Here is a 16,020-nt window from a genome sequence, read left to right as displayed (position 1 = left end):
ACAGGCGCTTTTGTTGAATAAATGAAAGAGATTGCCCTGCTGATCATTCTGGACATGTAGTGAAAAAGATTGAGTTAGAGCAATATTGGCCACATAATAAAGGAGAATATTCAGTGGGGGCAATATAGATGGATTCACCTTATTTCTTAATGGCTTTGTTAACCATTATCGTCATATGCGTGATTTTCCTACTTAGACATCAGCGCACTATAATTGCAAAGACTGGTTTTATATGCTGGATATCACTAAGTATATATTTTATTATCGACTACATCGTTATTCAAACAACCACTGCGCCGTACAATTTTCTTGCACAGCCCATGAGTGACCTTGGTGTAACAACGTGTGGAACCGATACGTATGTACTCTCATCTTTAGAAATCTGTTCACCTTATCATTTACTAATGAATTGGACGTTTACATTTACAGGCATTGCCATTTTTGTTGGTGCACTTTTTTTACATCAATTTTGGCCGGATAGACGAGAAACAACAATTGCGACCATTTTTCTTTTTATCTTTGGGCTCAGCTATACAATTGCAGGGATCTTCCCTGCTGATGTGAATTTTCTCTGGCACACCATTCCTTCCATCCCAGGAATGATTGTTCAAGTCCCAGCTTTAATCTTAATTGGTTTGTCCATTCGAAAAGAAATGCCAAAGTTATCGATTTGGACATTCATTTGTGCGTTGATCACCACAAGTGCGCTAATACTTATGTCCTTACAGCCATTTGTCGATTTCTTCGGTTTATTACAACGAATACTTTACGGATCTGTGTATTTGTGGATGGTCATTACAGCGATTGCGCTTTGGCGAAAGAAAGATTAAATTGAGGTTGAACACAGATTAGGAATGATATTTTCTTCTGAGCTTACGTTTAACGAGGCGCTATTCTGGAATAAGTCTTGCGCCATCTTTGCTTTTAACAGACCAATTATGTTGAACAAATGCATTGTAGAGAAATTAGGGCTTTTCGAGGAAACCCGTGCTTTTATATGGTAAAATTATGACAATTAATACAAATAGAGAGAAATGCTATATCGATGGGAGGAATAACATAATGGAATCATTCACAGCATCCACGATCCTTCTAGGGAACTATTGTATTTGTTTCTTTAGTTATTATTTTTAATTTTTTCACTAATCGTGCTTGCCATTTTTTTATATGTACTTGGATTAACAGGTATAGGATTTTTAATTTGGGTATGGTTTGGTACAAATTACCGAGTTGAAAATGAGTCCATTCAAATCAAATAAGGACCTATAGAGTCTTATCATGGCATCTGATCATGATCTTGAACTCCTTCAAAACATGATCTGATTTATTGTATACCACAAGAAAAATCATCCATAGTATTAAATGGATGATTTTATCTTCGGTTTCTCATCAGGAATTTTTCCAGTATTGCCACAAGCTGATACATGATCGTCGCGAGGATTGCAACGAGAACTAGGCTTAACATGACCATGTCAAAATTAAATACTTGGAAGCCGTAGATGATCATATACCCGAGGCCTTCATTGGAGACGAGGTATTCACCGACAATCACACCGACCCACGCGAGCCCGACGTTTACCTTTAGAGCCGACACCATTGCGGGGTATGAAGCGGGTACGATGACATGCCGAAATCTTTGCAGTTTGGTGGCACCAAACGTATCAATGACTTTAACCAAATTTCCGTCTGTTTCCTTAAAGGCGCCGTAGATGACAAGGGTCGTTACGATAATGGAGATAAGAACGCCCATGGCAATCACGGATGTCATGTTTGCCCCGAAAATGACGATGAGCATCGGTCCGAGGGCGACTTTAGGTGTTGCATTCAAAACGACAATATACGGATCCAACACACGCGACATAAATGGGGACCACCATAGAAAGGCTGCGATTAATATCCCGCCTAACGTTCCGATCAAAAAGCCAAGAATAGTTTCCAGCACGGTGATACCGATGTGCGCATACAACGTGTTATTTGCCAGCATATCGACCAGGAGGTTCCACACACTGCTGGGTGAACTAAAGATCAAGGGGTCGATCCATTGCCATCGGCTGGCCAATTCCCACAAAGAAAAGAATGCGACTAATATTATGATCTGACTGATGTGAACATATATTTTCTCGCGTTTTTTTCGCGAACGAAACTGTGCATGTTGTTCAATTAACTTCGGATTCAAGGTTTTCCAACTCCTTCCAGATCAATTGAAACCAATCTGAGAACGTTGGATGTTGACGTGCATCAAGAGGCGATAAAATTTTAAGTTCCTCTGGCATCACAAAGGTTTTTTTAATGGCAGCAGGTCGATTCGTCAGGAGAATAATCCGATCGGACATCGCAATCGCCTCACTGATGTCATGGGTAACGAGCAATGCCGTTTTTCTTTTTTCCTTTAATGTTTCGTGAATCAAATCTTCCAATTTCAGTTTTGTTTGAAAATCCAAGGCTGAAAAAGGTTCATCCAAAAGTAGCAATGACGGCTTGGCGGCAAGTGTCCGAACGAGCGCCACCCTTTGTTTCATTCCTCCGGAAAGGGCGGAGGGCATATCGTGTTCCCGATCCGCCAAACCCATTTGATCGAGCAAATCACGTGTATAGGCCTGGTTTTGTTTGTTTTTCATTTTTGTAATCGTTAGCGCGATGTCGATGTTTTGGCCGATCGTTAACCAAGGAAAAAGATAATCTTGCTGCAACATATAGCCAACATCGGTATTTGTATTTGTGATCGGGTTACCCTGAAGAAGGATCTCCCCTTCCGATTGTTCCATCAAGCCTGCGACCATGGATAGAATGGTTGTTTTTCCGCAACCACTTGGGCCAATGATGGAGACAAACTCTCCAGTATTAACTTCCAAACTGACGTTACGTATCGCTTCAAGGACATTTTCCTGAGAAAAAAAATGCTTTTCTACATCTTTCAATGCCAAAAGTGCCATGAGTCATCTCCCCTCCTTAAAAGCGCGCGATGGTTGCTAGAAAGGGAAGTTATTCGGAACCTCCCTTTATTCTAATGCCAGGTCAGTAATGTCGGTATTAACGAGATCCTCATAGTCCATGCGCTTGGGCAACTCTCCGGACTCATCCATAATGTCTTGAAGATGGTCCCATCCTTCTTCATCAATATAAGGATCTGTTGCATAAGAATCTTGTGAGTCATAGCGCTCGACGACGTTGGCAATGACTTCTTCTGATGCTTCGTCAAAATAAGGGGCAATGGATGCGGCGACTGCCTCTGGCGACTCGTTTTCCACGAATTGCTGCGCTTCATAAATGGCGCGGTTAAAGCGAACGAGCACATCTTCATCTTCTTCGATCATGCTTTCCTTTGTAATAAAAGAAGTATATGGAAGCGTGCCGGATTCTTCACCGAAAGAGGCAACGACATGCCCGATGCCTTCTTCCTCAAATTGAGTAGCGTTTGGCTCGAATAATTGCACGAAGTCCCCATTTCCGGACGCAAATGCACTGGCGATATTTTCAAAATCGACACTTTGGTCCAGTTCTACGTCTTCATGAGGGTCAAAGCCGTTTTGGCGAAGGGCATATTCACCGGCCATTTGCGGCATGCCACCTGCCCGTTGCCCCAAATATGAGGTTCCTTCAAGGTCTTCCCAAGAAAAGTCCGGCATCGGCTCTCTTGAAACGAGAAATGTACCGTCTGTTTGGGTGAGCGCTCCAAAGTTGACAACCGGGTCACTTGGGTTTTGCGCGTTTACATATATGGATGTTTCCGAACCGACAAGCGCCACATCTGCACTATTCGATAAGAGTGCAGTCATCGTCGTGTCGCCGCCCCAAGTTGTTGTGAGATCAATGTCAATGTTTTCATCGGCAAAAAAACCTTCTTCAATGGCGACATAAAGCGGGGCGTAAAAAATAGAGCGTGTGACTTCGCCTACTTCTATGGTGTCGTCTTCGCCGTCATCGCCGTTGGAACAAGCGGTTAAAATTAAAGGCACAGCAAGCACCGGAGCCAATCCCCGGCGAATCCATTTATTCATAATAATCATCTTCCCTCCCTGCATCAATACCGCATCTTATGCGTACCCTGGGTGTTCGGTGATGCCCAGAAGGAATTTTTGAGTTTTGGAAAATTAGGATGGGGACGGCTGTGGCGCCAAATAGAAGAGGTACGATCACGCGGAAATCGTCCCTCACAGCGTAGGAATCCGCCCTTTTACGGTAGTGGTCCCACTCAGCATGGGTTGAAGCCGATCTGATAACGCTTTTGCATCGGTGATCCCACCCTGTACGTTTGATGAAACCAACGAAAGTGTCTGTCTGATACGTGCGTACTTCGGGAGGAAATGTGGGTGTATGGCGAACAAAGGGAGAAATAATGTATGAGCCAGACCGCTAGTCTCAAAATCATAATCGGGGGAGTAAAAATGGATTAGATCAGAAAAAAACCGAGGAAAGGAGAAGAACCTTTCGCTCGGTTAAACAAGCGGCCCGGCATTTCGAATGTTTTCCGGGACATTTGAAAAACGTTCAAAATTGCGGTGGAATTTCGAAGCAAGTTCTTTTGCTTTTTGCTCGTATTCTTCCAGATCGTCCCACGTTTCACGCTGTTGTAAAACGTTGTCGGGAACACCCGGGCAGCGAGTGGGAACATGCAGCCCAAAAATAGGATCGATGATGGATTCTACCTGATTAAGTTCTCCTTCAAGTGCTGCTTGCACCATTGCTCTCGTATGCGCCAAATCGATGCGCTCGCTCGTGTTGTAACTCCCGCCGGCCCATCCGGTGTTTATAAGGAAAACGTTGGCCTCATGCGTATCGATTTTTTCGCCAAGCATTTCCGCATATACAGACGCATGGCGAGGCAAAAACGGTGCGCCAAAGCAACTGGAGAACGTGGCTTCCGGTTCGGTGATGCCTCGTTCCGTGCCGGCGAGTTTACTTGTGTAACCACTCAGAAAATGGTACATCGCTTGCTCTTTTGTCAGCTTGCTGATTGGCGGGAGCACGCCGAAGGCATCAGCAGTAAGAAAAATGATCGTGTTCGGATGCCCTGCTTTTCCCTGTGCAAGCATGTTGTCGATGTGCTCAAGAGGGTAAGCGGCACGTGTGTTTTCCGTGTAATACGTATCGTCGTAATCGGGCAAACGTGTTTCTTCGTCCACAACGACATTTTCCAAAACTGCCCCAAAACGAATGGCATGGTAGATGTCCGGTTCTTTTTCTTCGGAGAGCTTGATGGTTTTTGCATAACAGCCCCCTTCAATGTTAAAAATGCCATTCTCGGACCAACCATGTTCGTCGTCTCCGATCAGAAAGCGATTAGGATCAGCGGAAAGCGTTGTTTTCCCTGTCCCGGATAATCCGAAAAATAAGGCGACATCCCCTTCTTTTCCGGTATTGGCCGAACAATGCATCGGCATAACTTCCCGCGCCGGCAAAAGATAGTTCATCACAGAAAAAATGGATTTTTTCATTTCACCGGCGTATTCTGTCCCGCCTATGAGGATGACTTTTTCTTCAAAGGAGATAAGAACGAACGCTTCAGATCGGGTTCCATCCACTTTCGGATCTGCTTTGAATCCCGGGGCGGAGACGATGGTGAAGCTATCCTCTACAGCAGGATTTTCACCGATTTCCGGGCGGACAAACAATTGGCGGGCAAATAAATTGTGCCACGCATATTCATTAACCACCTTTAGCGGCATACGATAATTTTTATCTTTTCCGGCATAGCCGTGGGTGACAAAGAGTGCCTCTTGCTGGCCTAGATAATGAAGCACCTTGCGATAAAGCGCAGAAAACACTTCACGATCAATCGGCGCATTTACCGGTCCCCAGTCGATATCATCACGGGTGGAAGGTTCATCGACAATAAATTTATCTTTTGGAGAACGGCCAGTATATGCCCCCGTCGTCGCCGCAAAAGCACCGGCTTTCGTGAGAATGCCCTCATCGCGCGCGAGTGCCCTTTCCACTAACCTAGGCTCGGGAAGATCGAATTCGGCCTGTCTTTGTTGTAAAAGATGGTCTAAGGCTGATGCAAAAGAAACGGTACTCATAATCGGCAAAATCCTTTCTGTGCTAAGCTGAGGGCATGTAATAAAGATTAGATGCAATTAGTATAACACATTTTCGCATATAGTCTATACTATTTTTATGTAAAAAATTTGTGTCTGCTAATGAAAATGGTCGGAACACATTTTGGGTATTGTATGAGAAAAACGGAGCTTGCATCCACATGTCCCAATGAAATTTTTCTAAATCAATTGAGTTTTGTTTGAATCCCGTGGTACCTTTTCAGAATCAATTTATTTCAATACCATTGTGATTTTTCGAATAACAAGCACAGTTTACCGAATAACCCGACAACCAGAATGTATACGATAGTAGTAGTCAGGGCATGGCAGGTTATTGTCCTTTACTATGTGGAACAAGAAATTAAGGGTTATGAGAGGAAATTAGCATACTGATGTCGAATTCTACATAATAACGGCTATTTCAACTGCAACTTTCTTTGCTATTTCTTTGCTAATGGAAGGAGAATGATCATGTTGAGCAAAGAAAAGATCAGACAACAACTGATAATGAGTATTGAAAACAAAAAGCCGGTTATTGGTGCGGCAGCAGGATCTGGCCTTTCAGCCAAACTGGCCTATGAAGGTGGAGCAGATTTGTTCCTCGTTTTGAATGCTGGTCGTTACAGGGCCTCGGGTGTATCTTCTCTTGCTTGTTTGATGCCTTATGCAAATAGTAACGAACTCGTCATGGGTTTTGGAAGTCAAGAGATTTTACCTCGCGTAAAGGATAAAGCAGTTATATTTGGTGCGTGTGCAACCGATCCAACGCAAAGTCAGGAAATGCTTCTCGATAAAATAATTAAAGCTGGATTCCATGGAGTAAATAACTTTCCGAGCGCTGGTGTCATCGATGGTATATATAGAGAAGCGTTAGAAGAAAATGGAATGGGGTTTCAGGCTGAAGTAGAATTGATGAAAAAAGCAGTTAAAAGGGGTATATTCACGATTGCCTTCACATTTAATGAGGAACAATCCGTTCAAATGGCGGAGATTAATGTGGACGTGATTTGTGTCAACTTAGGGTGGACTATCGGTGGAGACATCAGTGTGTCACCACAAAAAAGCTTGAAAGAAAGTACAAATATGTTAAACCGTATTTTTGATCAAGCACTGCAAGTAAATCCGGATATTTTTATGATGGTGTACGGTGGTCCAATCAATGATCCGGAACAAGCTAGTAACATCTACAGACAAACAAAAGCGGTCGGATATATTGGTGGTTCAAGCTTTGAAAGGATACCTACAGAAGCCAGCATTAAAGAAACCATACAGGACTTTAAAAATGTGTATAAGCTGGAAGAAGAAAATGAGAGCTTGCGGAAGGAACTGGCTAAGAAAAAAGGTTTTGATGAGGTTGTAGGGCGCAGCAGAAGTATGCAAGAAATATACGATGTAGTCAATAAAGTGGCAGACAAAAATATCAATGTCTTGATCCACGGGAAGAGTGGTACCGGAAAAGAGTTGATCGTGCGCGCTGTTCATTATAATAGTCCACGATATAAAGAATCGTTTGTCAAGCTAAATTGTGCATCTATCCCTAAGGAAATTCTGGAAAGCGAGTTGTTTGGTCATGAAAAAGGGGCGTTTACGGGTGCTGACCGTAAAAGAATAGGCAAATTTGAGCTGGCTAATAATGGAACGTTATTTCTGGATGAAGTTGGTGAACTTGATTTGGATATTCAGGCTAAATTTTTGCGTGTCATTCAACAACAAGAGTTTGAAAGAGTAGGTGGAAATCAGACAATCAAAGTGGATGTAAGAATTATATGTGCGACTAATATGGATTTGCGCGAAGCTGTACAACAAGGTATATTTCGAGAGGATTTGTATTACCGATTAAATGTTGTTTCCATTTATATTCCACCTTTACGTAAACGTAAAGAAGATATTCCGTCACTTGTCAATTACTTTTTAGCTAGAATTAATGACAAATTCAATTTGGATATCAAAAGGTTATCTGCAGCTTCACTAGATGCCATGTTAAAATACGATTGGCCAGGAAACGTTCGGGAACTGGAACATACATTGGAAAGAGCTTCCATATTATGCGATGGAAGCATGATCGGTTTGTATGACCTGCCGGAGTCGATTCAAAAGATCATTCAGGATTCAAGTAACCAGTATGTCACTGATAGGATCGAAAATAAAAATAATCAGAACATATCTGAAGTAGAAAAATATACGATCGAGGAATGTCTTGAGCAATTTTCTTGGAATCGAACGAAAGCAGCACAACATCTGGGTATTACAAGAAGAACCTTGTACAACAAAATGAAAAAATATCATATAGAAAAGACATAAAAATCATAGTAACATTTATGGTATTTTTTGATATAGCTTAAGCAGAGAATACTGATGAGAAATTATTGAGAAACATTGGGTAAAATATTCTCGACTTTCACAGATGTGAGAAATGATTTTCTCACTTTTTTTTGTTCAAAAGTTGCTTCATTAAATAAATGTTATTAAAGATGTGAAGTAGACATGTTTGTGTGATGAGCAGAAAAATGGCATGATATTTGCAATTTTAAACTGAAAGAAAGGAGGATGACGTTGGGGGAGATCCTAATAGTGAGAACTTTGGATACCAAGGGAGAAGAATTTGCCTACATCAAAGACATCATTGAAAACAACAGAATTGAAACGGTTGTCATGGACTGTGGTGTGAAAGGTGAGCCTTTTTTCAAAGCTGAGATCAGTAACAGAGAAGTAGCCGAAAAAGGAGGTGTACCGCTAGAAAAGTTAATTAGAGAAGATGATCGTGGTAAAGCCATTGATGTCATGATGAATGGTGCTGCACGTGTAACAGAGAATCTTTATGAATCAGGAAAAATAGCCGGAGTTATTAGTTTGGGAGGATCAGCAGGGACGACCATCGCGACAAATGCCATGCAAACTTTGCCTGTCGGCGTTCCGAAAGTAATGGTGTCCACTGTAGCTTCTAACAATATACAATCTTATGTTGGTGTAAAAGATGTGACAATAATGTATTCAGTCCTTGATATCTCGGGGATAAACTTATTTTCATCCCAAATTTTAGCAAACGCTGCCTTTGCCATCTCTGGTATGGTTCAAGGAAAACCGCCACAATTAGAAGTTGAAAAACCTTTGATTGTCGCATCAATGTTTGGACTTACGACACCTTCTGTCACTAAAGCAAGGGCATACCTTGAAAATAAAGGATATGAAGTACTTGTTTTCCATGCTACTGGTACAGGTGGTCAAGCTATGGAAACCTTAATTGAGTCTGGTTGGATTAAAGGGGTTCTTGATGTAACAACAACAGAATGGTGTGATGAACTAATTGGAGGCATTCTCAGTGCAGGCCCCCATCGTCTGGAAGCAGCTGCTAAAGCAGGTATTCCTCAAGTAGTATCTACAGGTGCGCTGGACATGATCAACTTCGGAAGTATTGAGACCGTGCCACATCAATATAAAGACCGGAACCTATACAAACATAATGCTACTACTACATTGATGCGAACAACAAAGGAAGAAAACAAACAATTGGGAGAGATTATTGCAGGTAAATTGAACATGGTTGATAGGCCATCGGCTCTTTTCCTTCCTTTAAAAGGAGTGTCCGGAATTGATATTGAAGGAAAGCCTTTTTACGGACCAGAAGAAAATCGAGCTTTGTTCGATGCCCTGCGAGCAAATGTTATAAATTATGAGATAGAAGTTATAGAAATGGATCATCACATTAATGATCAATCTTTTGCACTGGCGATGGCAAAAAAGCTTATCCAATTAATAGAAGAAAACGTAGGCGATTAATAAGATTAATGCAAATGGGGGATATGGTATGACTTTAACACGTGGAGAAATGTTACACCGGTTTCAAAATCAAGTGAATGAAGGGGTTTCCATTGTTGGTGGAGGTGCAGGTACCGGATTATCTGCAAAGTCGGCTGAAAACGGGGGCATTGATTTAATCATCATTTACAATTCTGGCCGATTCAGAATGGCCGGACGCGGATCATTGGCGGGCTTGATGCCATACGCAGATGCAAACAAAATCGTTGTTGAAATGGCCGGTGAGGTATTACCGGTTGTAAAAAGCACCCCCGTATTAGCGGGTGTTTGTGGAACAGACCCATTTAGAGTAATGGATGTATTCTTGCAAGACTTAAAAAGGATGGGATTCTCTGGTGTTCAAAACTTTCCTACTGTAGGTTTGATTGGCGGGGTGTTACGTAAAAACCTTGAAGAAACCGGCATGGGCTACGATAAAGAAGTCGACATGATACGCAAGGCCCATGAACTGGATCTGTTAACCACCCCGTATGTGTTCAATGAATATGAAGCAACGCAAATGGCCGAAGCAGGTGCAGATATATTGGTTGCCCATATGGGATTGACAACGAGCGGAGCCATAGGTGCCCAAACGGCATTAACTTTGGATGATTGCGTCGAACGAATACAAACCATTCACGATGCAGGGAAGGCCGTTAATTCGGATGTTATGGTTATTGCACACGGTGGACCTCTGGCAGAACCTGAAGATGCAGAGTATGTCATGAATCGAACAACAGGTATTGTCGGTTTTTTCGGTGCATCCAGTATTGAAAGACTGCCTACCGAAACGGCTATCCAAAGACAAGTCGAGCAGTTCAAAAAAATAATAGTTGAATGAAATCTTCTATTTAACTTGCCTGTAAAACTGATCTTATATTGAAACAGTTTACTATGGCTTGGAACATGGAAAATATGGGGGCTTGTAAAAGGTATCAATAAAACGGATATTTTGACTTGTAGAGCCATCTTTACAATTTTTAAGGGGGTTAGGAATAATGATTAAAGTATTTAAGTCTATAGCGCTTTTATCTATGTCGGCTTTTGTCGTAACGATTGGTGTTGCATGTGCAGATGAGACCGATGAAGCGGCAAATGACAATGAGCAGAGTCAAGCAGCAGATGAAGGTGACATTACTATTGGTGTTGTCGGACCTATGACGGGTGGCTTTGCTGATTACGGGGAAAAAGCTGAAAAAGGTGTTCAGTTAGCTTTAGATGAAATTGATCATACACTCGACGGACAAGAGATCAATGTGGTTATAGAAGATTCTCAGGCTGATGCGGAACAGCTCATAACACGGTTAGATAATTTGAGACAGCGAGATGATGTCGATGTCGTCATTGGGCCTTCCACTGGAGATGAAGGCATGGCTGCTGCCAGTTGGGCTCAAGATAACGAAGATATTTTGATCATGCCCGGTTACTCAGCGCCCGAAGACATGACCATGCGAGAGGCATCTCCTAACTTGATTCGTGCCGGCTGGACAGGAAGTCAAACGATTTTTCACTTTGGAGAATATGTTGTCAATGAATTAGGGTATGAACGAATAGCGATGGTTGGGCAAGATTATGATTATCCATGGGACCAAGCTGCAGGCTTTAAACGCGGATTTTTTGAAAATGGCGGTGAAGAAGTACACACGATTTGGCACCCAACTGATACATTTGATTTCAACTCCATCATGAATGAATTGCAAAGTATTTCCGATGATTATGATGCCGTACTTTTAAACAGTGGTGGAGCTGATGCCATTGCTTTTTTTGAATCTTGGGAGCAATTTGGTATGGATGAATATTATCCACAAATTTTAGGTGGAACGAATGTGGCTGATATTCCAATTTTAGAAGAAGTATCTGATAGTTTCGAAGGGGTTTACTCTTCCATGCATTATTCGGAAAGCTTAGATCATGAAGAAAATGTGCAATTTAGAGAAAACTATGCAGATATGCATGGTGAAGAGGCAGACGGTATTGCCTTGCAAGGCTATGATACGATGCGGGTGATCCTGCATGCGTTCGAAGAGACAAGTGATGATACGAGTGATGTTGATGAACTACGTGAAATCATCTTGGATATGGAAGTGGAAGATTCGCCTCGTGGATCATTTACGTTTGATGAACATGGTCAGGCTGTACAAGATATTTACATTAAAAGAGTTGAGCTTGTTGATGGTCAATTACAAAACGAAGTAATTGAAACGGAGGAAGATGTTAGTCAGTTTGGGCCATATGAAGATTATGAAGAAGAGTATATGGCACAACCCGGTAATGATAGGGACTTTCCTGCTGACTCAGCTGCTGAATATTTTGAAGATCTTGCTGAATATTTTGGTCAGGATTATATTGATCAATTAGAAGAAAATGATGGCTGGGAATAAGAAGAATATCTAACCAACAGATCCATTGGGTAAAGATTTTTACAAATTGTTGTCATCCAAGGGGAAATGTATTTATCCCTTGGTCGTACCTTCTTTATTTAAATTAGGGGTGGTTTCATGTTAATGACATTGGTCAATGGCATAACAATGGCGGCTTTGCTGTTTATTATTGCTGTTGGATTAAATCTCTCATTTGCATTGTTGAGAGTTGCTAACCTTGCCCATGGTGCCTTATATTTATTCGGTGCTTATGTTGGTTTGAGTGTGGTTTCTCAGACTGAAAACTGGTTTCTAGCTATTATAGCGGGAGGTTTGGTCGTCGCTCTCATAGCGTTCATATTGGAATTTTTCTTGTTACGCACCGTAAGGGGGGATAACCTTCGGGAAACGTTGGTGACATTATCCTTTGCCATTATTTTGGCAGATATAATGATTGTTGTTTGGGGAGGGAGCCCACGATCTATTCCTTACTCTGAAATGTTGCAAGGACCAGCCCAAATCGGTGGAGTAACCGTTCCAAAGTTGAGTATATTTATTTTTATTTTTGCTCTTGTAATTGGTATCTTGTTATGGACTTTGTTGAACAAAACAAAGATTGGAATGGTTATTCGGGCCGGTGTAGATGATTTTGAAATGACTTCAGTTATGGGAGTCAACATTCGTCTGGTGTTCACTTCAATGTTTGTGCTGTCTGGCTTTTTGGCAGGTACCGTTGGCGTTATAGGCGGTTCACACTTGATGATATCTCCGGGTGATGATTGGACGATCCTGACGTATGCGTTATTGATCATTATTTTAGGTGGCATGGGTAGCTTCGGAGGATCGATTTTTGCATCACTTATTATGGGTTTAATATATAGTTTCGGTAGTTTATATATACCCGAGTTCCAGTTATTCCTTATGTTTACTCCAGTCGCTCTCGTATTGATATTCAGACCAAAAGGGTTGTTCGGGAGGGGATTAGAATGAATCAAATCTTCAAATGGATTTTATTCATTATCGCAATTATTGTGTTAGGAGCTATCCCATTTATCAGTGATTTCTTTACAACAATGACGATACGAATTATGTATTTTTCATTATTGACGATCTCCTTTGCTTTTTTATCCAGTCAACTCGGCTTGATTTCTTTAGCTGTACCCGCGTTTCTCGGTATATCCGGATATTCTATTGCCATATTGGAAACGAGAGAGATATTATTTTTCCCTTACACCGCAATAGTCGCTATCGTTATGGTATTAATTGTGGGTGCTATTTTCGGAGTATTCGTCAACAGATCAAAAGGCATCTATTTCATTATGCTCACGTTGATCCTCGGACAAATAGTATGGGCGATTGCCAGGCAATGGGCTTCAGTTACAAACGGAGCTAACGGGATAATTGGAATCTCAACACCTGATGCGATGACCTTTATTATAGGAGGAACGGAAGTAGGTTTTTATTATATTCTGCTCATTACCTTTGTAGTGTTGGTTGGGGGAGTTCTCGCTTTGACTCGCTCATCTTTCGGAATGAAACTAAAAGGCATAAGGGAAAGTGAGTCCAGAATGATTATGCTTGGATATCGAGTGGCTCGTTTGAAATGGATTGCATTTATGATATCAGCTTTGATCGCAGGGGTTTCCGGTATCTTTCTTGTTTATTCTATCGGGGTTATGCATCCCAGTTCTATTGATTTGGACTCTGCTGCTATGGTTCTGATCGCCGGCATATTTGGCGGTGTTTATAGTATTATAGGGGCTATATTGGGTATGAGTATCTTTCAGGTCTTTGAAATTTTTTTAAGTGCATATACGAACAGATATATGATCATCATTGGCGTCATGTTTTTGCTAGTTGTTTTGTACGCTCCTAAAGGTTTGATGGGGTTAATTTACAAGAAGAAACACGTCGGAGAATTACATGAAAGATGGTATTCGGGGAGGAGAAATAGATGAGGAGGATTTTATCGAATAACGAAAAAAATATAAATCAGTCACACGACCAGCCGGCTTTGGAGGTTAGGAATGTTTCTAAAGCCTTCGGTGGTGTAAATGCAATTAATGAAGTGTCATTAGTCGTGGATAGTGGAAGAAGCGGGGTGATGATTGGTCCGAACGGAGCGGGAAAAACTACATTATTCAACCTGATTACGGGTGAAGCTCTCTTGGATGACGGTGAAATATACATTTTTGGAGAAAATGTAACAAAAGCTCCTGTTCAAAGACGAAGTGAGTTGGGGCTCGCTAGAACGTATCAAATATCTAATTTATTTCATGAATTGACTGTTGAAGAAAACTTATATCTGGGTTTAAAAGGGAAAGAGCGGGATACCAAGCGGTTATTTTCATTTGTCATTCCATGGTTCAAAAATCAGGAGAGGATTTATAAAGTGCAAGACGTAGCTGAAAGTGTAGGTTTAGAACAGAAGCTTGATACCATTGTCAGCAATCTTTCTCATGGGGAACAAAGACAACTCGAACTCGGCATGGCCCTCGCTCCTGATCCTAAAATTGTTTTGTTTGATGAACCCATGGCCGGTCTTTCTCCGTCAGAAAGGTCCTTTATGAAAAAGTTGATTGGACGTCTAGCTTCACAGAAAATCATATTGGCCATTGAGCATGATATGGATTTTGCTCTAAGTTTAACGAATCATGTAACGGTGATGCATCAAGGGGCTGTGCTTGCACAGGGTACTCCTGAAGATATCAAACAGAATGAAGATGTCCTTACAATTTATAAGTTATAGAATTTAGAATAAAAGGTCTGGGAGGTTCCCTATGTTGAAATCATTATTGTCTGTTGAAAACTTGAATGCTTATTATAATAAAGCTCATATTCTACAAGATGTTTCTTTTCAAGTAAATGAAGCAGAGCGTGTGGCCATACTGGGACGAAATGGAATGGGCAAATCTACATTGTTAAAGTCCATTCTCGGCTTGGAAAAGATTCGCCGAGATGGAGATGTGTTCTTCGATGGTCGTAATGTGATAGACATGCAAACGTTTAAGACAGCTAATTTAGGAGTCGCTTATGTGCCACAAGGTTGGCAATTATTCCCTTCCTTATCTGTCGAGGAACATATTGAAATGGCATACAATCCTCATACGAGTGATGACGAATGGACACCTGCTTCTGTTTATGAACTGTTCCCGGAAATCGAAGCCAGAAGAAAGGTGAGCGGGACGAAGTTAAGTGGTGGTGAACAACAAATGTTAGCTATAGGTCGAGCACTTGTTAGAAATCCAAGATTAATTTTGATGGATGAACCTTCAGAAGGTATATCGACCTTTGTGATTGAAAGAGTCATTGAGGTCTGCAAGCATATGGCTGAACGTAATGTGTCCTTGCTGTTGGTTGAACAAAATTTGGATGTGGCTCTGCGAGCTACGGAAAAAGTGTATATCCTGGTAAATGGAAGAATGGTGTATGAAGCAAGTGCGAAGGACTTTAAAGCAGATAAAGAAAGTCAAAACAAGTACTTAGGAGTTTGAATCATGATGTACCATGTGCGCGAAGCTATGCTGCCTGCGTGTCGCTTTTTTTCTTCCCATAACTGTGTTAAAATCATATGGAAATAACGATTGCGATTGCGACTTTGATGCGATTGGTATTAAGGTACGCTCTTATCGAGAGTAGGTGGAGGGACAGGCCCTTGGAAGCCCAGCAACCATCCCCGTCGGGGAAAGGTGCCAACCTGGCAAAGTGATAAGTGCTTTGCATGATAAGAGGCGAAAAAGGTGATGAAACGACAACCCCTTTTCCCTCGGGAGAAAAGGGGTTTTTTACAGCTATCCGCCTTGAACATAAAGTGAAACTTTCATCAG

Annotated in this window: 13 protein-coding genes and 1 riboswitch; of the genes, 9 read left to right on the top strand and 4 right to left on the bottom strand. The window is 41.6% G+C overall.

The window, feature by feature from the left end; genetic code table 11:
• Positions 1-128 precede the first annotated feature (128 nt).
• Positions 129-830 carry a DUF998 domain-containing protein gene (locus DT065_RS08560; protein ID WP_114372531.1) on the top strand — a complete coding sequence of 234 codons (702 nt, stop codon included), beginning with the start codon at positions 129-131 and terminating at the stop codon, positions 828-830.
• A gap of 542 nt (positions 831-1,372) precedes the next feature.
• On the opposite strand, the gene DT065_RS08555 is transcribed toward DT065_RS08560, so the two are convergent.
• The 4 genes from DT065_RS08555 to pckA all read right to left on the bottom strand — a co-directional run bounded on the left by DT065_RS08555 (position 1,373) and on the right by pckA (position 6,020).
• A complete protein-coding gene (locus tag DT065_RS08555) occupies positions 1,373-2,176 on the bottom strand; it encodes an ABC transporter permease (protein ID WP_114372529.1) in 804 nt (267 codons plus the stop codon).
• A complete protein-coding gene (locus DT065_RS08550) occupies positions 2,157-2,933 on the bottom strand; it encodes an ABC transporter ATP-binding protein (protein WP_114372528.1) in 777 nt (258 codons plus the stop codon). Before DT065_RS08550 ends, DT065_RS08555 begins: the two co-directional genes overlap by 20 nt.
• 66 nt (positions 2,934-2,999) lie before the next feature.
• A complete protein-coding gene (locus DT065_RS08545; RefSeq protein WP_227002803.1) occupies positions 3,000-3,998 on the bottom strand; it encodes an ABC transporter substrate-binding protein in 999 nt (332 codons plus the stop codon).
• 438 nt (positions 3,999-4,436) lie between these two features.
• Positions 4,437-6,020 (bottom strand): phosphoenolpyruvate carboxykinase (ATP), encoded by a 1,584-nt coding sequence (pckA, locus tag DT065_RS08540; RefSeq protein WP_114372524.1) that lies wholly within the window; start codon positions 6,018-6,020, stop codon positions 4,437-4,439.
• Between the two features lie 489 nt (positions 6,021-6,509).
• On the opposite strand from pckA, the gene DT065_RS08535 reads away from it, so the two are divergent.
• The 8 genes from DT065_RS08535 to DT065_RS08500 all read left to right on the top strand — a co-directional run bounded on the left by DT065_RS08535 (position 6,510) and on the right by DT065_RS08500 (position 15,687).
• Positions 6,510-8,339 (top strand): phosphoenolpyruvate hydrolase family protein, encoded by a 1,830-nt coding sequence (locus DT065_RS08535; protein ID WP_114372522.1) that lies wholly within the window; start codon positions 6,510-6,512, stop codon positions 8,337-8,339.
• 270 nt (positions 8,340-8,609) lie between these two features.
• Positions 8,610-9,815, top strand: coding sequence for a Tm-1-like ATP-binding domain-containing protein (locus DT065_RS08530; protein ID WP_335743588.1), 1,206 nt, complete (start codon positions 8,610-8,612; stop codon positions 9,813-9,815).
• A 28-nt stretch (positions 9,816-9,843) separates the two neighbouring features.
• Positions 9,844-10,674, top strand: a complete 831-nt coding sequence (locus DT065_RS08525; protein ID WP_114372518.1) for a phosphoenolpyruvate hydrolase family protein — start codon at positions 9,844-9,846, stop codon at positions 10,672-10,674.
• 157 nt (positions 10,675-10,831) lie between these two features.
• Entirely contained in the window at positions 10,832-12,214 is a 1,383-nt protein-coding gene (locus DT065_RS08520; RefSeq protein WP_114372516.1) for an ABC transporter substrate-binding protein, read from the top strand.
• Between the two features lie 117 nt (positions 12,215-12,331).
• Complete coding sequence (locus DT065_RS08515; RefSeq protein ID WP_114372514.1) at positions 12,332-13,183, top strand: branched-chain amino acid ABC transporter permease; 852 nt, start codon at positions 12,332-12,334, stop codon at positions 13,181-13,183.
• A complete protein-coding gene (locus DT065_RS08510) occupies positions 13,180-14,151 on the top strand; it encodes a branched-chain amino acid ABC transporter permease (protein WP_114372512.1) in 972 nt (323 codons plus the stop codon). Before DT065_RS08515 ends, DT065_RS08510 begins: the two co-directional genes overlap by 4 nt.
• On the top strand, positions 14,148-14,942 hold the full coding sequence (locus DT065_RS08505) for an ABC transporter ATP-binding protein (protein ID WP_114372510.1): 795 nt from the start codon (positions 14,148-14,150) through the stop codon (positions 14,940-14,942). Before DT065_RS08510 ends, DT065_RS08505 begins: the two co-directional genes overlap by 4 nt.
• A gap of 31 nt (positions 14,943-14,973) precedes the next feature.
• Entirely contained in the window at positions 14,974-15,687 is a 714-nt protein-coding gene (locus DT065_RS08500; RefSeq protein WP_114372508.1) for an ABC transporter ATP-binding protein, read from the top strand.
• Positions 15,688-15,816: 129 nt separating this feature from the next.
• A riboswitch (SAM riboswitch) is annotated at positions 15,817-15,924 on the top strand.
• Positions 15,925-16,020 lie beyond the last annotated feature (96 nt).

The organism is Salicibibacter kimchii, from assembly GCF_003336365.1.
Taxonomy (GTDB): domain Bacteria; phylum Bacillota; class Bacilli; order Bacillales; family Marinococcaceae; genus Salicibibacter; species Salicibibacter kimchii.
This window is presented reverse-complemented; position numbering and strand designations above follow the sequence as displayed.